The following is a 23,502-nucleotide window of genomic DNA, read 5'->3' on the forward strand; positions in this document are numbered from 1 at the left end:
TCGACTCTGACCAGCTTTGGCTCGTCAGAGTTTTTTCGTCTGTTACCGGGAGCGATTTTCTTCAAACACGGTCCCGTTGGGATTCAGCAGCATCCAGCATAACGCGGCACTTACATAAATGCCCGCCATCAGAACCAGGACTAATCCATACAAGCCGGCATCGAACATCACACCCACAATAATCGGGAGCAAGGCGGCTCCCAGGTTTCCCATCATATTCATCATCCCGAAGATCGGTGCCACATGCTGACCTCCTTTGTCAATTGTCACCGTGTAACCGCAGGCACCACCCAGTCCGGCAAAAAACATACTGACTGAAATCAGTGTCATCGCCAGCGTCATCTCCTGCACGAAGTAGGCACACAGAGTACAAAACCCACACCCCAGCATGGCTACAATCGCAACTCCCTGCCGGCTCCAGCGGCGGCTTCCTGTACGCTGCAGCACCCAATCCACAACAATACCTCCCAGAAAATTCCCGACGACAAAAGTCAGTAGCGGAAGACTCGTCAAGAGCCCGGAAGAGGCCAGGCTGATACCCCGCGCCTCCTGTAAATAAACCGGAAACCAGGTCATGTAAAAAATATTCCCCGCAGCCCGAAAGAACTGCTGGCCGCAAATCATCCACATCGAGAAACTTGTCAGGATCTGATCCCAGGGCGTCGGCTCGACATGTTCTTCTTTTTCCTGGCCCTTTGTCTGTTCCGCTGGCGTTAAGGCTTCGTCACCACGAATGAGCTCCAGCTCTGCCGCATTCACACCACGATGCTTTTCAGGTCGGTCGCGGAACCAGTAATAGAATACTATCGCCCACACAACTCCCGGCACCGCACAGAGGTACATAATCGTTCGCCAGTTCAGACCCGGAATCTGGTTGCCACCAATCTGAAATCCCTGCAACAGCAAACCGATGCTGAACGCTCCGAAGGCACTGCCGATCGACATGAAACTTCCCAAGAGACCACTGGCGAGCCCCCGCCGTGCATGAGGCAGCCACCTGGAAATCGTACTCGCACAACAGGGAAAGATTCCCGCCTGCGAAATTCCAAAAATCAACCGCACGCCAATCAACATCCCGAATCCGGTCACCATTCCCGTCAATGCTGTCGCAATTGACCACAGAACAGCAAACGCGGTCAGCGAACGTCGCGTCCCCCAGACATGAGCCACCCAGCCACTCGGTATCTGTGACAGGGCATAGCTCCAGAAGAAGGCACTCATCACCCAGCCCATCTGTGTCTGGCTGATATCCAGTTCTTCCTGGATCAGTTTCGCAGGCACAGAAATCGCATTGCGACTGACATAAGCCACCGCTGCCACCAGGCACAATAGTGTCAGCACCTTGAAACGTGCTCGCGTGGGCGTTTCTTCGGAAATGAGTTTCGGCTCGTCCTGATCAGTCACAAAGATCGTCCCTCTCGGCTCATGGTCTTATTCGTCTAATGATTCCATCAACAGTTCATACAAGCGGTCCACTTCCACTCGAGTCTCTTCATCCAGACTCCACGCGTTGGGTTCACAGCGCCGATCCGAACTGAAAATCCCCCGCTTGACCAGCAGATACTTTTCAATCGCCAGAAAACCGTCCAGCCCCGCCTGCAACTGCAGCGCCACGATCGCACAGATCGGAAAATAGATCCGATAGACGGCCGCATCATCGCCCGCCTGCAGCGCCTTCCACAAAGCCATGATGCCATCCAGCAGATCCACGCCCGGCATCGTACCGCTGATCCCACGCCGATAAGCATCCACCAGCAGAATGCCCCCCGATCCATCAAAGATCCGGGCCTGTCCCGCCGTCGCATCCCGCAGCGCAGACAGATTGGGGCCGATCGGCGAAGCTTCCGGTTTGAACAGAATCTTTTCCGGACCGAACTCATCCAGCAGTCGTTTATAAAACTCGATCGAAATCGCCCGACCGACGTAAGACGAAGCATCTTGCACCACCAGCGGCAGACTGCATTGTTTTGCCAGCGTCGTAAAATAATCCCACAGCGCCCCGTCGGGCAGGGCAGTTGTCACCGGGGGAATCGCCATCACTGCTGCACAACCAGCATCCTCAGCCTGACGCGCGAAGGCAACCGCCTGCCGCGTACTCTCTGCTCCCACACTGGCAATCACCGTCCCACGCCCCGCCGTCAGTTCCACCATCAGCTGCGTGAGATTCAGTCGTTCCTCATAGGTCAGTCGCAGCACTTCTGAAACCATCGCGCCGCACACACCATCCGCGCCCCGTTCGAAACACCAGTCAATTTCCCGCGCGAACGCGTCCCCGTCAATCGTCTCGTCCTCACAAAGAGGCGTATGCAGAACCGGTAACACACCCTGAATCAATGTCGCCATCTATCTCTTCTTCCCGTCTGGAAATTCAATTATTTTTCGCGAACTCAAACCGTTTTCGTTTCGATGATCTGCCCGATCGCATCCGCCATCGCTTCGATGACCTGCTCCAGTCCGCCGCGTTCAAACGGTGTCTGCCATACCTGGTACAAGTCCAGATCATACAGTTCCGCCGATGCCAGATATCCGGTCGTTCCATTGATCAGATTCAGACAGGCAATCGTCCGCTCGGGATACCGTCGCCGCAGTTCCCGCTGCAGAATTGAATATGCTTCCGTCGGGCTGCCAATCAGAATCGTCTCTCCCATCTGCCACACCCAGATCGGTAATTCCAGCGACTTGCCGTCTCCGATTCCCCGACGAATATTCCTGCGTCGCCGTAACCGTTCTTCCAATGCGCGGTCCGTACACGCCTGTCGCTGCGCTTCCAGTTCATCTGCAGTCGGCCAGTCTTTCAATGGAATTTCCACCTGTGTCTGTAATGTCTTCAGCTTCAGCCCCGGCTTGTCCACTACATGCTTCCAGACCGCCAGCGGCGCCCCGGATTCCATTACCCCCGAATATTTCAGACACGTTCCCGGCGGTTCCATATCTTCCAGCGTTGCCATCACAGCATACGCCAACTGTCGCCCATGCCGATCTGCGACTGCCACATCTCCCACATATTGATAGCGGGGTGAAAGCTCTCCCGAAGCCCCTTGCATGAACAGCGCGGGTACCTCTAATGTCTCCTTGATCGTGTCCCGCATCGCACCCGGATAGTCGGGTGAGATCGCCGTATTCTCCCAGGCCAGCGTCGTCGGGTGACAGGCGTAATTCACAATCACGGCCTGCAGCGCTCCCTCCAGATCCGTGATCCGCCCCACAACCAGGGTATCGTCGGCCCGTTCATTCGGGTTCCAGCCACAAATGATCCGCTCCGCATCCGGATCAGGATCCGGCAGGTCCCGCATTGATGCCAGTCCGCAGCGCCCGGTTTTCCACTCCAGTACTGCTTCCTTTGCATTCTTCATCGCGGCCCGTGTGACTTTGACTGCAGCCAGGTAAACCGTCTCCAGGTACTCTGCCAGTGAGGCACTCGCGGGCAGATCCGGGTCAGGGTCAGTCAGTGGCGGCGAAGCATGTGTATGACTCACGCCGAAAATCAGCGACGCTTCATCCAGTCCCAGCTCTTCCAGCAGTCTGGACTGGAACCGGCGAAATGTGGGCAGCGAACGCCACCACCCAAGATCTGCATCCAGAAATATCAGTGGCCGTTTGGAATTTGTCTCACTCAGAACCAGCGCATTCAGCGTCAGACGACGGTGAATCCAGTCAGCCACATCATGTTTGGCGGCCCCCCAGTTGCGGGCATAAATTCCAATCGGCGGCGTGATATCAACGGTCGCCACTCCAATCCGTCCCCGAAAGGCAGACTGTGTTTTCGCCTGTAGAGTTGATTCACTCATGAGTCGTTCCGTTCATCGAATGAAAATTGAAATATTGAGAGAGCCAGGCGTGAGCCGCGCCTTACCAGTCCCCGACTGCGCCATCCTGATAGAAGACGCGCTGCACGGTTTCCTGCTGAAACGGATGCTTCTTGACTTCCGCTTCGTTGATGGAAATCCCCAACCCGGGCTTCTGGTTCGGTTTGACCGTCCGCGTTTTGGGATCGATCACAAAACCCTCTTCCACCACATCCTGTCTCCAAGGTACATCGTCGTGAACCGATTCACATATGATATAGCTTGGCTGCGAGAATCCAAATTCCAGCGAAGCAGCCGTGCTGACAGGCCCCTGTGGATTATGCGGTGCCAGCGAAATCCGGTACGCGTCCGCCAGCGCAGCGATCCGGCGTGCTTCTGTAAAACCGCCGCAGTGAGTCAGGTCCAACTGACAGATTTCACAACCCCGTTTCTCAAACAGGTCACGAAACGCCGCCAGATGCGTCAACCGTTCGCCTGTTGCAATCGGCGTCGTCACCGCGGCATTGATCGTCGCCAGGCTGTCCATCGATTCCGGCCAGCAGGGCTCTTCGAAGAAATACAGACCGTAAGGATCCAGCGCCTTCGCAAACTGCAGTCCCATCGCCGGTGAAGGACGGGCATGACAGTCCACCATAATATCCACGTCATCACCCACCGCATCCCGCATCGCCGCCACACAGTCTTCGGCTGCTTTGATCGGTTTCAATCCCTCGATCGGCATCGTCGGCGGAACCGCCATCGATTTGAACGCCGAAAACCCATCGGCGACCGCTGCCTGCGCCAGATCTGCAAATTGAGCCGCATTGTCGGTCGAAGTCTGGTAGAACGACTCCATGTTCCCGCCACCCAGGTGACAATACAACCGGATGTAATCGCGAACCGGTCCGCCCCACAACTGATGGCAGGGCACTCCATGAACTTTCCCCAGAATGTCCCACAACGCCAGGTCAATTCCCGCAATCGCCGTCGATCGCGTCACGCCGCTCCCATGCCAGAAATGCTGACGCCACATCATCTGCCACAGATATTCGACCCGCCGCGGATCTTCGCCGATTAACAACTGGGAAAGATCTTCAATCGTCCCCGCGACGCCCCGCGTATGCCACTCCAGCGTCGCTTCTCCCCAACCATACAGGCCGGGCTGATCGGTGATTACTTTGACAAACACCCAGTTTCGCATCCGGGCATAACACACCAGAGTTTCGATGCGTTCTATTTTCATCGGGAATTGGTTCCAGTCTTCCAGGGTTTTATTTTGGCGTCAAAATAACAACATAACCCGAAAGCATTTTGGAAGCAAGCAATTATGCCAAAGAACTGAGTAACAATTGTAAGGAGGGGCGCAGCGGGCAATAGATGAATATCAGACGTACAGACTTTTTCTCTGAACGAAACAGTGCCAGACATTCACTGCCGCCAAATCCTGCCGCTCACTCAGCAGTTCATCCGTTACGGGAACTGCAGATCTTCGCCGTCGTCGTATTCCTGCAGTCGCTGTCGCGCGAGGTCTGCCCACGGGCCCATCTCATCGAAGTCCAGGTAGATCTTCCAGTGAGGAACCGCTTCCTCAACCCGATTCAGTTGATGCAGCACTTCCGCTTTATGCAGATGCGCATCCGGATAATCGGGGTGAACCTGCAAAGCGATCTCAAACGCCTGCAGCGCTGCTTCCGGATCGCCGAGCTCGTTATGCAGGCAACCCAGTTGCGTCCACGCTTCGATGTAATCGTGATCCCATTCCACCGCCGCGTAATAGCGCTCCAGCGCCCCTTCGGTATTTCCCTTAAGATACAGCGCCTCAGCCAGATGCAGATGCGCTTCGGGCATATCGGGTTGCCCCAACAGCGCCAGGCGAAATGCTTCGATCGCCGGCTTCGCTTCGCCGGCATCCAGCAGCTGGCAGCCTTCATCGAACCATTCGTCCGCACTCCGCTCCACCGGTTCTGCTGGTTTCAGATGTTCCGTGAACTCAATTGTTCCCTCGAACGTTTCCTCGTCCGCCAGCTCAGGCACTTCGGTCTCGGCAGTCTCTGCGGTTCCAAAGTCGAACACCCGCTGCCCCTGTCGCGGATCGATCAGACCCCGCTCATCTTTTAACAGCAGTTGTGCATCCTGCGCCAGCAAAGTCAGCTGCGACAGTGGTGCGTCGATCTCGTTGAAGAATTTCCCCAGGTGCTGCAGGCTGCTTTCCAGCTCCCGCGGATTCACTCCCGATTCCAGCAATTGAGACAACCGCCGAACACTCGCCACTTCCTGAAAGGAAAAGTAGGGCAGACGAAAAATCTTCCGCGCCGGCTTGATCAGTCCCTGGCGTTCCCAGCGGCGAATCGTCCCCACGGGCACATCCAGCATCTGCGTCAGCATCGCCGGCGTGTAGAGCTGATCCACATTCACGCCCGGCTCGCGGAGTTCAATCAGCGCCAGCCAGTCCGATTCCTTAATGATCTGAATCGTCACTCCCTCGGCAATCAGCTCCTGGGCATGCGTCAGATTCACCGAAGGCGATCCGTCCGCTTCCAGCGGCCACCCCTCTTCGCCCACTACCAGCAGCGTCGTCTGGCGGCTCACATGTTGAGCGGCCTGCCCCCCATGCTGCTCGACGAACTCGCCCGCCTTCTGATGTGTCATCGAAGCGAGCGTGCCCGTAAACACCACGCGTTCTCCCTGCAGAGCAGGGGAACCTTGCAGCAGTTGATCAGGTTGTTCTTCGTCAGTCTCAGACATAGATCAAGTAATAATGCATTAATTCAGAAATATCGAGTAAAAAGGGGGTTATCAAATGCCAGTTGCAAAAATATCATACCCCCACAGCCGTAAACTGACGGTATACCAGCAGTAAACTTTCTCCGAGGATAATGATACGGGAATCCGTTGGGTAGCTTTCAGGGCAATCCTTCATTATAAGGGAGCAAAATAAGTTTTTTCCTGCTGAAGGTACCGTTTGTACCCCCCAAATTTGACCATATATCCATGGGAGTTGATTGGAATGTCCGTGCTCGAGTCGTGTGATCCCGAAATCTGGAAATGTATTCAGTCTGAAGCCCAGCGCCAGAAGAATGGCCTGGAGCTGATCGCCTCTGAAAATTACACCAGCGCCGCCATTATGGAAGCGGCCGGCTCGATCCTCACGAACAAATACGCCGAAGGCCTCCCCGGTCGTCGCTATTACGGCGGATGCGAATACGTCGACGTCGTCGAGAACCTCGCCCGCGATCGTGCCTGCAGCCTCTTCGGAGCCGAATACGCCAACGTCCAGCCGCACTCCGGTTCCCAGGCCAACATGGCCGTCTACTTCACCGTGCTGAAACCAGGCGACACCTTCCTCGCCATGGACCTCGCGCACGGCGGTCACCTCACTCACGGCATGAAATTGAACTTCTCGGGAACCCTCTACAATCCCGTCCCCTACGGCGTGCGTGAAGACAATCACCAGATCGACTACGACCAGGTCGCCAAACTCGCCCGCGAACACAAACCCAAAATGATCATCGCCGGGGCTTCCGCTTACCCGCGTGAAATCGATCACCCCAAGTTCGCCGAAATCGCCGCCGAAGTTGGCGCGGTCCTCATGGTCGATATGGCACACTATTCCGGCCTCGTCGCAGGCGGCGTACACAACAACCCCGTCGAAGTCGCCGACTTCGTCACCTCCACCACTCACAAAACCCTGCGTGGCCCCCGGTCCGGCTTCGTTCTCATGAAAAAGAAATACGCCAAAGACCTCAACCGCGAAGTCTTCCCCGGCATTCAAGGCGGTCCCCTCGAACACGTCATCGCCGGTAAAGCGATCTGCTTCCAGGAAGCCAATACCGACGACTTCAAAGCCTACGCCCGACAGATCGTCGCCAATGCGAGAGCCCTCGCCGAGACCCTGATGGCAGGCGGCATCAAACTCGCGTCCGGCGGAACTGACAACCATCTCATGCTCTGTGATGTTACCGCGATCGACCTCTCCGGTAAAATCGCCGAAGAAGCACTGGACAAGGCCGGCATCACCGTCAACAAAAACATGATCCCCTACGATCAGCGCAAACCGCTCGATCCCAGCGGCATCCGCATCGGAACCGCCGCCCTCACCACCCGGGGCATGAAAGAAGACGAAATGAAAAAGGTCGGTGCCTGGATCCTCAAAGTCCTCGGTGCTCCCGAAGACGAAGCCAACATCGAAACCGTCAAAGGGGAAATCGCGGAATTCGCACAGAGCTATCCCGTGCCCGGCATCGCGTAACAGACTGATACCCGACTCATGACACAGCACAGCGAACTCGACATCACCACCATCGACTGCACCCGCGACGACGCCACCGCGCTCTTCAGCGAACTCCGCGAAAAGCTCAGCCCGCGCGGCAATGTCGTCTCGGAAGCCGGCCGTCAACGTACGATCGAACTCTTCGGCGCACCCCTGTCTCCGCAGGAGGTCGTCGAACGCATCTGCAACGATGTCCGTGACAAAGGTCGCGCCGCGCTGCTTGATTACTCGGAAAAGCTCGACCGCAAGCAGCTCACCCCCGAGACCATGCGCGTCTCGGCTGAGGAACTCAAAGAAGCCCACGCCAAGGCCGATCCCGAGTACCTCGCCACGCTGCGTCGCATCCGCGAGAACATCATCGAGTTCCAGTCCGCTCTGCTGCCCGACGACGTCAAAGTCCTCCGCGAAGCAGGGGAGTCCCGCGTCGAACTCCGCCAGCGTTATCTCCCATTGAAACGGGTCGGCGTCTGCATTCCCGGCGGTGCCGCCGCGTATCCTTCCACACTGCTGATGACCGCGATTCCCGCACAGACCGCCGGCGTCAAAGAGATCGTCGTCGTTGTCCCCCCCACCGATTTCGGGGGCTACAACACCGACATCCTCGCCGCCTGTCAGGAACTGGGCATCACCGAAATCTACCGTGTCGGCGGCGCCCAGGCCGTCGCCGCCCTCGCGTACGGCGTCGAAGGCATCGAACGCGTCGATAAAATTGTTGGCCCCGGTAATCTGTTCGTCGCCCTCGCCAAGCGTCACGTCTTCGGCGAAGTCGACATCGACAGCATCGCCGGTCCCAGTGAAGTCATCGTACTCGCCGACGAAACCGCCAACCCCGCGTTCATCGCCAGCGACCTGATCTCGCAGGCCGAACACAGCCCCGGTTCCGGCGTCCTCATCACCTGGCACGCGCCACTGATCGAAGCCGTCCGCGACGCACTCATCAGCCAGCTTAATGAACTCCCCCGCGGCGATCTCGCCCGTCAGAGTCTGCTCGACTACGGCGCGTTGATTCTCACCCGTGACGAAGACGAAGCCGCCCGCTATACCGATCTGCTGGCTCCCGAGCATCTGCACATCTCGACCGCCAACCCCGATCAGCAGCTCGCCAAAATCCAGAACGCCGGCGCGATCTTCATGGGCCACTATACTCCGGTCGCCACAGGTGACTACTACGCCGGCCCGTCTCACGTCCTCCCCACCGGAGGCACCGCCCGCTTCGCCAATGGCCTGTGTGCAATTGATTTCCTCAAACGGTCCTCGGTCATCTACTACAACCAGCAGGGACTCAAAAACGACGCGCCCGGCATCACGCTGCTCGCCGAAAAGGAAGGCCTCACCGCCCACGCCGCCAGCGTCACCATCCGCCTCGAGGACTGAACGTCCCGCACCAGTAGCGACACATTTCCGCACTCCCACTGCATAGAATGCACTTGACCGCGGCGTGCCAATCGAGATAAGCGTTGTTTTGGGTCGCGCGCGTGCCCAGTTTACAGAGCACTGAAACACGCGACACAGGTTCCCGATCTTCACTGGAATCCATAGTGAAAATCGCCGGAATTTACCGGCACAAACGGCAGTAGTTCGCGCTGTATGCCTGCGGGTCGCCGCACTTCGCAGACCCTCGCCCCGGGACCGACCGGCGCCCGCCTCAGATCGCCCCGGTATCGACTCATATCGACCACTCGTTTTCTTCAGATGCCCCTTGACCCGAGCGCGCCCTTCGCGAAGATCCTTGACACCCCCGGGCAGGCACGGCACGCGATCACCCGACCAGAAATTACAGAGAGGAATGAAACTCATGACCGACTCCCTTCTTAAAACCCGCCAGCGTCTGAGCCTCGAACAACGGACCCAACTCATCAATATGATCATGCTCCAGCTGGAGTTGAACGCGCGCGTTTGTGACATCAAAACCGAGTGCGCCGCCGAAACCGGCCTCAAGCCACGCTCCATCGAACGTTACATCCAGAAAGCCCGCCGTGAAATCGCAGCCCGTGACAGCAGCCAACAAACCGCCGCCTGCCTCGAACTGCTGATGATCCTGGAAGAAAAACGGACCGAACAACTCTTCGCCGATTCAGTAAACTTCTACCAGAACATCATCGCGGACCCCAATACAGGCACCCGCGAACAACTCCAAGCCCGCGAACGCCTGGACAAACTCCTGGGCCTCTACAGATAACCAACCCCACCAGCCCACCAAATCAGACCAGCAGAGAAACAGAAAGGAATCATAAGAATCGGCACGGGGAAGGGGAGGTGAAGATTGAGAAGTAGTGGTGTATGAGTACCCAACCATCGGGTGGCACTGTTGGCTTGACAACAGTGATCAGAAAACACTCCCAATTCAGATAAAAAATGATGAGAGAGACCACCTGCTGGAAGAAAGACTTTAACACCTTCTCACCAAGTAATGGTACCCATATTAGAGAAGCGGAAGAACTGAGAGCATCACAACACATTCACTGTCGGACAAGCCGACAGTGCCACCCGACAAACGATCTAAAATCGAAGCCACAAGTTAGATTTCAACACATGGAGAACAGAAGCTAATGGCTCGAAAACAATCGAACCGCAGAAAGAACAAACAATATGAAGCGGCTAAGAAAAATCTGGGGAAGCCTTTTTTTGAATCTAAAGAAATTGCCATTTATCAAGGTGATACACTTGAACTAAGCAGCAAGCTCCCAGCTAATGCAATTGATGCCTTGATCACAGATCCTCCGTATTGCTCAGGTGCAGCAGGCTGTGCTGTAATGGCTGATCCCTCTAAAAAATATTGCCAGAGTGGTAAAACCCTCGGCCGTCCTTCCTTTGGCGGCGACTTCCGAGATCAAAGATCATTCAAATATTGGTGCTCACTTTGGATCAGCCAGGCATTCAACGCCTGTAAAGACTCAGCATACTGTCTGGTTTTCATCGACTGGAGACAGTTGGCGACAATGATTGATGCAATCCAGGCAGGCGGTTTCTGTTATAAAGGGTTGATCAGTTGGGACAAGGGAGGTTCTGCACGAGCACCACACAAGGGATACTTTCGGCACCAGTGTGAATTTATCCCCTGGGGCACAAAAGGAATCGTACCCCGACTGACCGATCGGGGACCGTTTGCAGGCTCATATTCAATCGGTGTAAAGCAGACAGACAAACATCACATGACAGGCAAGCCCACGCCACTGATGCAAAAGCTGGTACAGTGTGTTCCATCTGGCGGCCTGGCCTTCGATCCGTTCTGCGGATCAGGAACAACTTTGGTCGCCTCGGTTCTAGAGGGACGCTATGCCATCGGCTTCGAGGCATCAGAGCAGTACTGCGAAATTGCCGCAAGAAGAATCGAAGCCGCCCAGCGGGGTGAACTGCTCAAGTTTCAGAAGCAGTAAAATTTTGACAATACATCTCGATATATCCGCTGCGGAAATGGGGGACAGTCACCCGCGTTAAGAATCTCGAATTTCTCTTCGTTTTAATTCCTAGATAGATCTAGGTGAGCTAAAGCATAAAGAAATCAGTGCATCCTATCATCGAACAAAAGCCACTTTTCATACTTGTCTGCTTTCTATCGATTTCACCTCGGTCTCGGCTGAATAATGTCATCCAACGTCTTTGACTTGAAAAACACCATCGGCGTCTTTTTCCAGTTCGTAGAAAAACCAGCGACTCAATCCAGGCTTTTCTTTGCGAAATGCAATCACGGCTTTATGACCGTCCGTCCGTAAATTGATGGCGCCGTAGACGCCCACATTGCGTTTGAACAGTTCGTCCAGAATTTTGGCACGTTCTTTCAAAAGCTGCGACTTAAGTACCGGATTAGTCTCCTTTTGAATCTTCTTTACAAGTCGGTCCAGCTTAAGTCGTAGCTTCGGATCTTCCTTCTCACGCGTCGAACGCAATATCTCGGTACACAGTACCAGCGGACGGAAGCCGCGTCCTTTCTTTCCCAGCAGACCCAACAAATCAGGCCGCGGGTGAACGTGGCTCTCGTTATCTCCCGAGGATACTACATAGGCGGCCGGCGCAGTGGCTTCCAGAAATTCATCCGTTACATCCGAAGAACCATGATGACAGCACTTCATCAGATCGACGGCAAACCGGGACCGTGATTTCTCGATCATCCGTTTAGTGTCCGCCAGCGTCGTCGGGGCCTGACCATCGTTCCCATAGTGACGCATCAGAAAATGTTCAGCTGGAGAATTCAGATCTCCTCCAAATAGAATCGAAAAATCCCGATACTGCAACCGAAGCAATACCGAATGACCGTTTTTCGTTTTTCCTTTATTCATTGAGCGGGAGTTGATGTTTGATCCAAACGTCCGCAGCCCTTTTTGCCCATCAGGGCTCCGCTCTACAACAGGCCCCAACACCTCAATCGTCAGGTCCGCCTGATTTGAAGGAGCAAAGCCGGGCATCCAAGTACTGCCATCCTCATCCTGACCATGTTCGGTAGACAGCATCGAAACATCGTCAAATCGATCACTTGATAGTGCAGTCCACATCAGTTTGGGATACTGCATTCCGCCCCGCACTGCAACTCGGGAATATAGTCTCCGCGCAGATGCATTCGTGGGACGAATGTCTGTTAGAAACCCTTTTTTCACCGGCCCCAATGGATCACTGCCGGTCCTCTCCATGATGCCGTTATGATACACATGCTCAAATGAGATCTGTTCGTTATCAAAGATGGGCTGAAACCCTTTATAATGATCAGTATCAGGGTGCGTCGCGATGGCAGCGTGAAATTTGAACTTCTTCTTGAAATCTTTAAAACGGTATTTGAGATAACCGTTCATATTCGATCCCACACCAGCATCGATGATCACGATCTTCTCTCTACTTCCAACCTGTGGCATCGTCAGAATACAGCCATCCCCCTGGCCAACATCCAGAAAGATCATTTCCAAGAGCCGTTCCTCCTGAAAATCTCTGTTGCGGATCGCAAACTCATCACGGCCCCAGCGTATTTCAGACCAGTCATCATTGATCGGATCTCCGATCCGTAACCAGTCTCCCCAAAGTAGTTGCTTTTTCTTCGTCCGTAAGTTGTCTTTATCATATAGATAAATGACCGGTCCCTTTGCATATCGGATTAGTGTCATGACGTGACTCCCTGATAGAAAGGTTTGAACTTAAATTATTACTGAGAAAAGCAGATCAACCAAATTAGCAGAAACACTCAGTAAACGAATGATAGCTGAGATCTCAGCAACATGAACAAGATAGTATATATTGTTTCATATTATTATCATTCGTCAACGAAAAACATACCTTCGTACAGTTAACTCGTAATTAAGCGCGTACGATATAGAAACCTGTTTGTCGGCGTGTGGCCCCGTTCGCTTGTCGAACAGTGCGCGAATCTAAAGCCTCACATCATCAAATAGGTGAGTCTCAAAACACGTAGTACTCACATCAGGAAGCAGGAACCAGGGGCAGGACCGTTATTCATTTTCATTGTCGGACAAGCCCAATACTGTTCGGCACGATATTTGTGCACTGCAGTTACTGTACCTGCTCAATCCAATCGTGACCTCTTTACGTGAGTTGCAGCAGGCCAGTGAGCTCAAAAAAGTTCAGCGAAATTTGGACTGCCTGCGGTCTTCTCTGGGATCACTTTCCGAAGCAGTTCGGGTCTTTGATCCTGAGGTACTGCGGGAAATTGTAGGCGAATTGACTGAAAAGCTACCTACCCAAGAGCCTCAGGATCGGCGACTCCAGGATCTGGCTCAGAAGCTGACTGCCGTGGATGGTACGTTCCTCAAAACACTGCCACAGATCACTCAAGCCTGTTTTTCAACCCGCCAGTATAAAGGCTGGCAGCTATACACTCATTTTGAAATACTGAAAGGAATTCCCGTGCGCATGGACCTGACGGATGCCACCGGCCTCAAAGATGGCAATGAAAAATCCGTACTGACCAGAGTACTGGAAAAAGATCGTTGCTATATTTTGGACCGTGCTTATGAAAAATATGCCCTGTTTAATGCGATTGTGAATGCCGGTAGCAGCTACGTGTGCCGAATTCGCGGGGATCATATTTTTGTGGAACAGGAATCCCGTGAACTAACCGCAGAGGACGAGCCCCATGCATGCTCACCCGGTGGTACCGGATATAATCTGGTATTGCCGCAGGCAATAGGAGGTCGCAGGGAAATCGATCAACAAAGAAACAACTGACCTGACTTGCTTCTGCAGGAAGATCGCTCTCTCCCCACAACGTTCGTCACCGGCAGCTGAGACCTCCTGCTCGCTTCGCTCGTCCCGGATTCCATCCGGGAGCACCCCTGGTTTCTGATCTCACCCGCCAGAAACGTTCGTGTCATTTCGTGTTTTTCGTGGTAGAAAAAAAAGAACCTGACAATTTTCTCCGGGTGGCCTCGAATGTAATTCGAGGTTGCCGCAGGCAACAGGAGGTCGCAGGGAAATCGATCACAAAGAAACAACTGACCTGACTTGCTTCTGCAGGAAGATGCCTCTCTCCCCAAAACGTTCGTCACCGGCAGCTGAGACCTCCTGCTCGCTTCGCTCGTCCCGGATTCCATCCGGGAGCACCCCTGGTTTCTGATCTCACCCGCCAGAAACGTTCGTGTCGTTTCGTGCTGTTCGTGGTAGAAAAAAGAGTACCTGACAATTTTCTCCGGGTGGCCTCGAATGTAATTCGAGGTTGCCGCAGGCAACAGGAGGTCGCAGGGAAATCGATCAACAAAGAAACAACTGACCTGACTTGCTTCCGCAGGCAGATCGCTCTCTCCCCACAACGGTCGTCACCGGCAACTGAGACCTCCTGCTCGCTCCGCTCGTCCCGGATGACATCCGGGATCACCCATTGCTAGCTTTCGTGTCGTTTCGTGCTTTTCGTGGTAGTAAAAAAGAACCTGTCAATCTCCCCTCCCGCGTGGGGAACCATTGCGATGTTACCTGAGCGGGACGCCGGCGATGAGGACCAGGTCTTCTTTGTACCAGGTGATCTTGCGACCGCCGGCGGACTGTTTTGCTTCCAGGCCGCGGATCATCAGTTTCTTCTGCCTGCCGACTTGTGTGAAATACCAGTTGAAGGTCGTCTGGTAATGGGGCGTGTAACGCGGGGCATGCGCACGATTATTCGTATACAGCACCAGATCCTTATTATCCTGGGAGCGATAGATGGCCAGTCGCTGCACGCGGGTAAACTTCAGGTCCCAGCGTTTGCGGTTCACCGCTTTCCCTTTTCCCGAAAGTACGTTGTCCGGCTTCTCTGCAAACACAACGCTGCCAAATTGCGGATCGACGAAGTTCACCACCACCGCCGACTTCTGAAATTCGTACGTACCGATTTTACGGTCGCCGTCCATCACCAGTTTGTTGGGTGTGAAGTCGCAGGTCAGCCTGATGAAACTGTTCGTTCCCGGCAGGATCGCCACGAACTCCCAGACATCGACAATCGAATCCTGCAGGCCGGGCGCGGGTTTGGTACCAATCATACTTTCCCCGGCTTCCTTGGGCATCGTTTCCGGAGCGACGATTTCCGTCTTGAGCGTGGCGTTATTCATGATGACACGCGCATCAATGTTCCAGCCGCCTACCCAATTCCCTTTATAAAACGCGCCGCCCGCACGCGGATCGGCTTTTCCCTCCTGGCCGAAATCGACGGTATCGCGGATCAGAGTCCAGGGGAGTCCCTTATCGGTCTTGCCGTCCGACATCAATGTGAGCCGCCCGTCAGTCAGGTGCTTGCGATACGTGGTAACCACTTCCCACACACAGACCGGTTCCGCCGCCTGCACGGTTGCCGTTCCCCAGACGAGCAGAATTCCCCATAGGATTACTGTTTGTCTCGTCTTCGAAATCATGCCGGTCATCGGGTCGGTCCTCGTGTCTGTCTGTGAAAGGTCTTCTGTTATTGTGTCAGCCCTGATTCATTATATTAACGGCAGCATGGCCCCACATGCAACGCCCGTATAGTTAAACAGCATCTACTCATCTAAAATACAGTCGTTTTCATCAGCCCCCAGCCTGAACCGTCTGCCTCTGATAATAAAACCACCACCAGAGTGAACTAATGCCGGCTCCCACGCAGTACCAGAGAATATCCAGGGGATCGCCGGTGACCCACTGCGACCAGAAGGGGAGCTGCGGAAAGATCAACTCAAACTGAATCGACCAGACGAGCAGCGGCAGCAGGATCTCATACCATGTGGGCGGCCCGTCATGCGGCCGGGCGCGACAGAGGCGTGCGAAGTACAGAACGACCGGTACAAACAGGGGAATGCAGAGCAGGTCATTGAAGTGGTTGTGAAAGAACCCGCCCGTCACCAGCGGCTTGATCAGGAACCGATTTCCCACGTACAGTCCCAGCGCTGTCAGAAACAGTGGATCGCGCAAATATCGAAATGGCATGCGTCAGTGTCCGTTCGGAATGTGAACCGGCAGCAGGAAAACACCCACCACAGAGGAAATCACAATCACTACCAGGGCAAACCAGATATAACGGCCCGCTGTCATCTTATCTCCTGCTTTACTGGTATCCCTGAGCGAAAGCAGCGTGAAAAACACCACCAGGCAACCCGCCATCAGCCCCGCACTGAGAAAGCTGTTCCTGGCGACCTCACTCTCATCGTTGGTCAGGAAAAACTGCTGGAACGTGGGACGCGCCAGCTTGCGATTGCGCTGGTCATGGTACAGATCCGCATTAAGACCAATCCCGCCTAGCTGCCCATCGCGTCCATAGGAGAAGAGTTCGAACGTTTCCCCCTGCCGCCGATACTGAAACGGATTGCCCCAGCTGTCCAGCAACGGCTCGCCAGGCTGCTGCAGCATCGCCTTCGCACCGGGAATCTCAGCCAGATCAGCCGGCAGCACACCGTGTGCTTCATGATAGTCGACGATCTGTGTCCGTAAACTCCTTAATCCGTAAAGGCGCGTCTGGTCTTGATTTCGGCACATATTCCACTCACCACGCAAATTGTACCACGCCGCCACGATCAGAATTAAGAAGACCGCGAACCCGCAGAGCAGGGCAATCAACAAATGGCGGAGCAGTCGTCGCAGCATCGCATGTTCCAGATCACATTAAGAAAGGCTGAACCGCATATCAAAACACAGCGGCTCACTCTTAAATTATCCCATGAAAGGTCAATGTCAATCCAATTCTCTCTGTGCCTGGCCCAGTTGGTTTACCCACAGGCATTGAACAACCAAATTGGAGAACATCTATTTGCGAACGCCCCCGCTTTCGTGCCTTGCGTGGCAGCAAATGAAGATCAAATGAATCATACCATTTCCACAGAATCAATACTGGCATCCCAAATCCGACCAGAGTACAATCGCACAGTAAGACTATTCTGTTCTTCTTGAGCTTTATAGAAGGGAACCTTCATGTCTGCGACCACTTTGACCATTCGTGATGAAACCATGGCCGGGAAAATTACCGGCGAAATCACGCTCGAATTCCTGACGGAAAACATCACCGTCCGCGAACTGATCCGCAGCCGCGTCTACCAGGAAGTCAAAGACTTTAACACTAAGCAGACTGAACATTTCCGGGGACTGATCCAGCCCACCGCTACCGAAGAAACGCTCAACGGTTTCAAGCTGAAAAAAAGCCGCGAGATCGACTGGAACAAACAGTACGAAAAAGCACTCGCAGCCTTCGAACAGAACCAGATCCTGATTCTGATCAACAAGCGGCAGGCCGAATCGCTGGACGAACAGATTACGATCACGCCACAATCAGCAGTCTCGTTCCTGAAGCTGACGCTGCTGGTCGGCGGCTGATCGCTGAATTCGCTTGCTGGACCGTTCACCTGACGCCTCACTACCCGGAACAGACACGACTCCCATGCAATATTCCCCCCGCGCTGATGAACTCTACCGACGGTTACTGATCGCCACAGAAGACAAGGATGTCTGCGACTTCTTGGAAATTGCCAGCATCCCTTGCGTGAAAGAAATCATGGCAGAGCAGAAAGCCATCCAGCGGGACTTCGTCTTTCTGGCATTCGGTCTGCGATATCTGCCGTACGATGATCGGTATAACAATAACTGGCCCGAAAGCTTCCAGGAACTGTATGATTCACTGCCGAATCAGAGACCCGAGTTTTCCAAAGTCCCCGTCCACGTCGCAGCCCGGCTGATCAGTCGCAATCTCCCCTTTACGATGCCGGAATATGTCTGGCTGGCGGATTGCTGTGCCCGCACCAGGGCCCTCGATGAATGGAGCCATCCCCATATTGAAGCGTTCGTCAAGCGCATCAAAAGTTATCTGGATAAATCCGAAGAACAGCCAGACCACCAGCTCAAACAATCACTGTCCGGACTGGCAGAAGCTCTGCTCAAATTGAACGACGAAGATGCCTTCCCGCTCATCAGAACTCTGCAGGCTCTCAGTGACAATCATACCCGGTTTCCGCTCAAAGCGGGGGAAGCCTGGTCGGACAGAGCCTTGGCCGACGCCGCACAGATGCCAGGCCCGCTGCAAAATGCCTGGGGTGCCTTACTTGCTCACTGCCAGACCGCCTCGGCCGGCAAGCCCTCCGCTAAATGGGTGAAGACAGCCACACCCCTGGTTGGCGAGATCGGCGAAGAACAATTCACCAAAACTCTGCTGGAGTGGTTCCCCCTGGTCGACAAGCCCCGCACCCAGCCCTTGAATCCCCGCCGCTGGGGTCCCGACCCGAATATGATGCTCATCGACCTGCACACTGACACCCTCAAAGGCCTCGCCTGGTGCTGCAGCCTGACTGATGATCCTCGACTGGCCCGCGCCCTGTCAGCTCTGGCGATCTCCGCTTACAAAAAAGTTCCCGGCGTCGGTCCCCGTGCGATCAAAGTGGGCAACGCCTGCGTCTGGGCGTTGGGACAGATTTCCAATGAGACGGCGCTCGGTCAACTGGCATTTCTGAAGGTGAAGGTCAAGTTCGGCACCGCCCAGAAGGGGATCGAAAAAGCACTCAACGAAACCGCCGAACGCATGCAAGTGCCCCGGGAAGAGATCGAAGAAATGGGCGTCCCTGCTTACGGTCTGACGGAGGTCGGCCAGCTCGAAGAGCCATTAGGCGACTTCACCGCACAACTCACCATCACCGGCACTACGACGACGCAACTGACATGGCTCAAACCGGACGGTAAGCCGCAGAAATCTGTTCCCGCGGCCGTCAAGAAAGAGTTCCCCGAAGAGTTGAAAGAACTCAAGGTCAGCGCCAAAGATATTCAAAAGATGCTCCCCGCGCAGCGCGAGCGCATCGACAACCTGTTCCTGGAACAGAAAGTCTGGCCGTTCGAGATCTGGAAAGAACGGTATCTCGATCATCCCCTGGTCGGCACGCTCGCCCGGCGGATCATCTGGAGCTTCAAATCAGGTGATAACATCGTCGACGGGATCTGGCTCGACGGTCAGCTCGTCGACTGCAACAGCAACCCGATTGAGAACCGGGACACGAGCACAACCGTCACACTCTGGCATCCGATTGAACATGCAACCGAGGAGATCATCGCCTGGCGCGACTGGCTGGAAGAACACAAAATTCAGCAACCCTTCAAACAGGCACACCGGGAAGTCTATCTACTGACTGATGCCGAACGGAACACAGGCATCTATTCCAACCGCTACGCCGCCCACATCATCAAACAGCATCAGTTCAACGCGCTCTGCGGTGCCCGGGGCTGGAAAAACCAGTTGCGGCTGATGGTCGATGACTTCTATCTCCCGGCCAGAAAACTGCTCCCCAAATGGAACCTGCGGGCCGAATTCTGGGTGGAAGGGATCGGCGACAATTACGGAGTCGACACCAATGATGCGGGCACGTACCTCTATCTCGCGACGGACCAGGTCCGCTTTTATCCACTGGAAGCAGCCGCGCGTGTGTCCCACGCCGGTGGAGGCAGCTATGGCACCTGGGGAGAAGAGGGGAGCGACACCCCGATCAACCTGGAAGAGATCCCGCCGCTGGTTTTCAGCGAGTTGATGCGCGACGTCGATCTGTTTGTCGGCGTCGCTTCGGTCGCCAACGATCCGACCTGGTCCGACGGCGGACCGGAAGGACGTTACGTCGATTACTGGCAGAGCTTTTCGTTCGGCGATCTGAGCGAGACCGCCCAGACCCGGAAAGAGATCCTGCAGCGGTTGGTGCCCCGGCTCAAAATCGCCAGCCAGTGTTCGTTTGAGGAGAAATTCCTGCTGGTTCAGGGAACCCTGCACACCTACAAAATCCACCTGGGTAGTGGTAATATCCTGATGTCTCCCCACGACGCCTATCTCTGCATCGTGCCCAACCAGTCCCTCGCCGGTAAAAGCACGAACAATCTGTTTCTCCCCTTTGAAGGAGACAACATGCTCTCGATCATCCTCAGCAAAGCCTTTCTGCTGGCGGACGACACCAAAATCACTGACCCGACAATCATCAGTCAGATCAAAACGCGAGCCTGAGCGCAGGGGAGCGAAACCTCATTGGCTCGTCAGGAGAGTCGGGCTGAACCCCCGGAGAACGAACAGGGTTCGCCTTTTCTTTACGATCCACAAATAATTCATAATTTATTTGGTCCCGGTCCACCGAACGTCAGTCCTTTTCGAGCTGTCAAAACCACCTTTTATGAATCTTTCCTGTGATTTTCATTAAGATAACGTGTACCTGAATCTATCTCGGCAAACACCTGTTTTTTGCAGCATCCTGGAATGCCAAAGCTCGTCTTCCCATGGATTTGACACCTTGAAATCGCTCCCAAAAAACACGATTTAAAAACGAAGCCCAGATTCTTCATAAACTCTTAACCATAAAGATTTACATCTGAGTGCACTTACCCCTTGATAACATCACGCTCCCCTCACGAAATCTTCACATTTCTGCAGTAGACTCGCTGCAAACCCGTCAAGAGAGAACTCTTCTCATCAATCTTTAAATCCCTGGAAACGCGCTTCAAAGCTGACTTTTCCAGTTCTCTATATGTCTATCTGTTTTGATGAAGAATTCCATCTCAACCCATTTATTTTCTATCTCACAAAATGTTCCTGTCTATTTCTATTAAGGGGGAGACGAATGAAGAACCGAAGAGCGTTCACATTAATTGAGCTGCTGGTAGTCATCGCGATTATTGCCATCCTGATTGCACTGCTGCTGCCTGCAGTCCAGCAGGCCCGGGAAGCCGCCCGCCGCAACAGCTGTAAAAATAACCTGAAACAGATCGGTCTGGCTTTACACAACTATCACTCCAGCTTCAACTCCCTGCCCTCGGGCAGTATCGTTTACCACAACGGTACCAAATACTACGGTCATGGCTGGACGTGGCACGCCACGATTCTACCATACCTCGACCAGGCCAATATGTACGACCAGATCCAGGGTCCCGATTCCAGTGGCATGGGCGCCGAGTCCGGCGGTTCCACCAGCGCCAAACAGCGGCTGGCAGGTCAGACCGTGCTCTCTGTCTTCTGGTGCCCTTCGCAACCGGATGTCACCACCGGCGTCCAGAAGGGTGGCTACTCTCCTTCCAACTACAACGGCAACATGGGGACGCTCATCGGTAACTCGGGGGATAACTGTTACGGCGGATCGATTACCACTCCCGCTCAGATGGCAGCCAAGGGCGGATGTATGGGCGCTGACGGTATCTTCTTCATCAGCAGTAGCGTGGCCTTCCGTGATGTCACCGATGGCCTGTCCAACACGATCTTCGTCAGCGAGGTGATTGACTCGGGTGGAGATGCCGACCGACTGGGTGGTGGTGGCAGTGACCGCAAGCACTGTTTCTCCGGCGGTGCCGACAGTAACCCGCCGACAGAAATGAGCGAATACCTGATCGCCGCGGAAAGTAACGACCCGATCAACGGCTATGCAGAGGAAGCAGCCGGCAGCTACCACACCGGCGGTGCGCAGTTCGTGTTCGGTGATGGCCGCGTTCGCTTCCTCTCTGAAAACATGGACATGACCCTCTATCGAGCCATCAGCACCAGGGCCAAGCGGGAAACGCTGGGAGCTGATTTTTAAGCTGAAATACTACGAAAACCCGGGTTTTGGTGAGAACAAAAACAACACTCGGAGCAGTCAGTCAGACCAGGCGGGCGGACCTATAAATCCGCCCGTGACTGGTCTCGCTGGACGAGAGCCGTCCCTGTTTTCACACGACTGTCCGAACAAGTTTTCGCTTCTCGGATGGCTGAAGCGGACGCCTGTTTTTTCAAGCAGAGTGTATCAACAGAGCAGGGGAGAGTTCCTCTCAGAACCACCGACAGCGACAGTTTTTCGTTGCTGCGATGCCCGGTGAGAGAGACGCGAAAAAGTCCGCCAGAAATATTCTTCACAAATATTTAAAAATTGTGAACTCTGATATTTCAAATTCTGCAAAGATTGGTAACTTACGCGTCGATATGAATATCTTAGTTCATACCTGTTTCTTTACCTCCTTACTACTGGAGAACGAGTGATGGCCAAATCTACTTCTAAGATTGGGCAAGGTGCCAAAAAGCAAACTGGCAAAACTGTTGAGCCAACAACCAAAACTGCCAAAGGTAAAACCAGCAAGAAGAAATAATCTTGCTGTCTGACTCCAAGGCAGACTTCCAGCCCCCCGTTTTTGCTGTTTTTTCAACGCAAGAATGGGGGGAATTTTTTTGGCATCCTGCGCCTGTCACTCACATCAAATCAGTGAAAAGCCCGCTGAAATCCAGTTTGAAAAGAATCGTCCCTTCCAATAACCGGCATGCGAATCTTTAACCGAACCGTTCAGAAAGTGACGCTGTTCCCTGCAGGCCTCAATACACCCCCCGAACCTCACTCCAAAGCTTGAAGCCAGCCATCGTAGTCTTCCAACTCGTCGACGACGTACGACTTCAGGTCGTCTTCGGAGAGAGGCGTCTCATACAGTTCCAGTGCCGCTTTCCCCCAGCCTCCGCCCCAGATGCAATCCAGAACATCGCCAATCATCTCTGCGAAGGGATCGTCGTCTGGACACCTCTGATAGTAACTCACAAAAATCCGGTAGAGGTCCGGGCGCGGCAGACCCCGATCACGGAGTGACTTGGCCAGCGCGTAGAGCACCTGGAAGGGATCAGCGTCCGCTTCCGCCGCTGTGAACTGTGAGGTCAAAGTCTGATGGGACATGGGATCTGATTTTCCAGGATAAGCGAACGCGTCAATCCGCGCCACAACAACACTCCGTCATCAGTTGAATGGTGCGGATACCATTAGTCAGTCGATTGCGGGCAGCGGGATTGACCGTGTGCACCACAATCACGGGGGGATCAAAATCGCAAGTCGAGACGGCTTCCTGAATCCAACGCAGCACTTCATCGCCTGTGCCACGGGCGTCATTACCCAGGCTGAGTTCCCTGACGGCGCCGATCTTTAAGAATTCGATTGCTTCCTGAGGTCTGCGTACCTGTTGCCAGCCCGTGGGGGCACGTCGTTCGTCGTCTACATATATCCGCATTGATCCGTTCTCTGTGTTTGGAGTGTTTTGAATTGTCCATGACAGTTCTCTTAACCA

19 protein-coding genes are annotated in these 23,502 nt (G+C 54.3%); 8 read left to right on the forward strand and 11 right to left on the reverse strand.

The genetic code is table 11. The features are described 5' to 3' along the window. Nucleotides 1-42 precede the first annotated feature (42 nt). The 5 genes from Pan161_RS05865 to Pan161_RS05885 form a co-directional block, all read right to left on the reverse strand. Nucleotides 43-1,404 (reverse strand): MFS transporter, encoded by a 1,362-nt coding sequence (locus Pan161_RS05865; RefSeq protein ID WP_197995717.1) that lies wholly within the window; start codon nucleotides 1,402-1,404, stop codon nucleotides 43-45. A gap of 27 nt (nucleotides 1,405-1,431) precedes the next feature. Then, nucleotides 1,432-2,343, reverse strand: a complete 912-nt coding sequence (locus Pan161_RS05870; protein ID WP_145224943.1) for a dihydrodipicolinate synthase family protein — start codon at nucleotides 2,341-2,343, stop codon at nucleotides 1,432-1,434. Nucleotides 2,344-2,387: 44 nt separating this feature from the next. Next, nucleotides 2,388-3,788, reverse strand: coding sequence for an alkaline ceramidase (locus Pan161_RS05875; protein ID WP_145224945.1), 1,401 nt, complete (start codon nucleotides 3,786-3,788; stop codon nucleotides 2,388-2,390). 61 nt (nucleotides 3,789-3,849) lie between these two features. Further along, nucleotides 3,850-5,028 (reverse strand): galactonate dehydratase, encoded by a 1,179-nt coding sequence (dgoD, locus tag Pan161_RS05880; protein ID WP_145224947.1) that lies wholly within the window; start codon nucleotides 5,026-5,028, stop codon nucleotides 3,850-3,852. Between the two features lie 227 nt (nucleotides 5,029-5,255). Beyond that, entirely contained in the window at nucleotides 5,256-6,530 is a 1,275-nt protein-coding gene (locus tag Pan161_RS05885) for a tetratricopeptide repeat protein (RefSeq protein WP_145224949.1), read from the reverse strand. A gap of 262 nt (nucleotides 6,531-6,792) precedes the next feature. On the opposite strand from Pan161_RS05885, the gene Pan161_RS05890 reads away from it, so the two are divergent. The 4 genes from Pan161_RS05890 to Pan161_RS05910 all read left to right on the forward strand — a co-directional run bounded on the left by Pan161_RS05890 (nucleotide 6,793) and on the right by Pan161_RS05910 (nucleotide 11,432). Further along, nucleotides 6,793-8,034, forward strand: a complete 1,242-nt coding sequence (locus Pan161_RS05890) for a serine hydroxymethyltransferase (RefSeq protein WP_145224951.1) — start codon at nucleotides 6,793-6,795, stop codon at nucleotides 8,032-8,034. An 18-nt stretch (nucleotides 8,035-8,052) separates the two neighbouring features. Next, nucleotides 8,053-9,429, forward strand: coding sequence for a histidinol dehydrogenase (hisD, locus tag Pan161_RS05895; protein ID WP_145224953.1), 1,377 nt, complete (start codon nucleotides 8,053-8,055; stop codon nucleotides 9,427-9,429). Between the two features lie 421 nt (nucleotides 9,430-9,850). Beyond that, nucleotides 9,851-10,234, forward strand: coding sequence for a hypothetical protein (locus Pan161_RS05905; RefSeq protein ID WP_145224958.1), 384 nt, complete (start codon nucleotides 9,851-9,853; stop codon nucleotides 10,232-10,234). 370 nt (nucleotides 10,235-10,604) lie between these two features. Continuing rightward, entirely contained in the window at nucleotides 10,605-11,432 is an 828-nt protein-coding gene (locus Pan161_RS05910; RefSeq protein ID WP_145224960.1) for a DNA-methyltransferase, read from the forward strand. A gap of 210 nt (nucleotides 11,433-11,642) precedes the next feature. On the opposite strand, the gene Pan161_RS05915 is transcribed toward Pan161_RS05910, so the two are convergent. After that, nucleotides 11,643-13,145, reverse strand: coding sequence for a ComEC/Rec2 family competence protein (locus Pan161_RS05915; RefSeq protein WP_145224962.1), 1,503 nt, complete (start codon nucleotides 13,143-13,145; stop codon nucleotides 11,643-11,645). Between the two features lie 427 nt (nucleotides 13,146-13,572). Here Pan161_RS05915 and Pan161_RS05920 point away from each other — a divergent pair, with 427 nt between their 5' ends. Beyond that, nucleotides 13,573-14,223 carry a hypothetical protein gene (locus Pan161_RS05920; RefSeq protein ID WP_145224964.1) on the forward strand — a complete coding sequence of 217 codons (651 nt, stop codon included), beginning with the start codon at nucleotides 13,573-13,575 and terminating at the stop codon, nucleotides 14,221-14,223. 737 nt (nucleotides 14,224-14,960) lie between these two features. On the opposite strand, the gene Pan161_RS05925 is transcribed toward Pan161_RS05920, so the two are convergent. From Pan161_RS05925 to Pan161_RS05935, 3 genes are all read right to left on the reverse strand, one after another. Then, on the reverse strand, nucleotides 14,961-15,884 hold the full coding sequence (locus tag Pan161_RS05925) for a hypothetical protein (RefSeq protein WP_232103638.1): 924 nt from the start codon (nucleotides 15,882-15,884) through the stop codon (nucleotides 14,961-14,963). A gap of 142 nt (nucleotides 15,885-16,026) precedes the next feature. Further along, a complete protein-coding gene (locus Pan161_RS05930) occupies nucleotides 16,027-16,422 on the reverse strand; it encodes a hypothetical protein (protein WP_145224968.1) in 396 nt (131 codons plus the stop codon). 3 nt (nucleotides 16,423-16,425) lie between these two features. After that, nucleotides 16,426-17,076, reverse strand: a complete 651-nt coding sequence (locus Pan161_RS05935; RefSeq protein ID WP_145224970.1) for a type II secretion system protein GspG — start codon at nucleotides 17,074-17,076, stop codon at nucleotides 16,426-16,428. A 324-nt stretch (nucleotides 17,077-17,400) separates the two neighbouring features. Between Pan161_RS05935 and Pan161_RS05940 the strand changes: the two genes are divergently transcribed. The 3 genes from Pan161_RS05940 (at nucleotide 17,401) to Pan161_RS05950 (ending at nucleotide 22,004) form a co-directional block, all read left to right on the forward strand. Further along, entirely contained in the window at nucleotides 17,401-17,799 is a 399-nt protein-coding gene (locus Pan161_RS05940; protein WP_145224972.1) for a hypothetical protein, read from the forward strand. Between the two features lie 64 nt (nucleotides 17,800-17,863). Continuing rightward, nucleotides 17,864-20,449, forward strand: coding sequence for a DUF4132 domain-containing protein (locus Pan161_RS05945; RefSeq protein WP_197995719.1), 2,586 nt, complete (start codon nucleotides 17,864-17,866; stop codon nucleotides 20,447-20,449). Nucleotides 20,450-21,056: 607 nt separating this feature from the next. Further along, nucleotides 21,057-22,004 (forward strand): DUF1559 domain-containing protein, encoded by a 948-nt coding sequence (locus Pan161_RS05950; protein ID WP_145224974.1) that lies wholly within the window; start codon nucleotides 21,057-21,059, stop codon nucleotides 22,002-22,004. A gap of 783 nt (nucleotides 22,005-22,787) precedes the next feature. Here Pan161_RS05950 and Pan161_RS05955 read toward each other — a convergent pair. Together Pan161_RS05955 and Pan161_RS05960 are read right to left on the reverse strand one after the other, a co-directional pair. Further along, nucleotides 22,788-23,162, reverse strand: a complete 375-nt coding sequence (locus Pan161_RS05955; protein WP_145224976.1) for a hypothetical protein — start codon at nucleotides 23,160-23,162, stop codon at nucleotides 22,788-22,790. Continuing rightward, the gene (locus tag Pan161_RS05960) at nucleotides 23,149-23,445 is read right to left on the reverse strand and encodes a cyclic-phosphate processing receiver domain-containing protein (RefSeq protein WP_145224978.1); all 297 of its coding nucleotides are present in this window, start codon (nucleotides 23,443-23,445) and stop codon (nucleotides 23,149-23,151) included. Before Pan161_RS05960 ends, Pan161_RS05955 begins: the two co-directional genes overlap by 14 nt. Nucleotides 23,446-23,502: the final 57 nt, after the last annotated feature.

Source organism: Gimesia algae, assembly GCF_007746795.1.
GTDB classification, from domain to species: Bacteria; Planctomycetota; Planctomycetia; order Planctomycetales; family Planctomycetaceae; genus Gimesia; species Gimesia algae.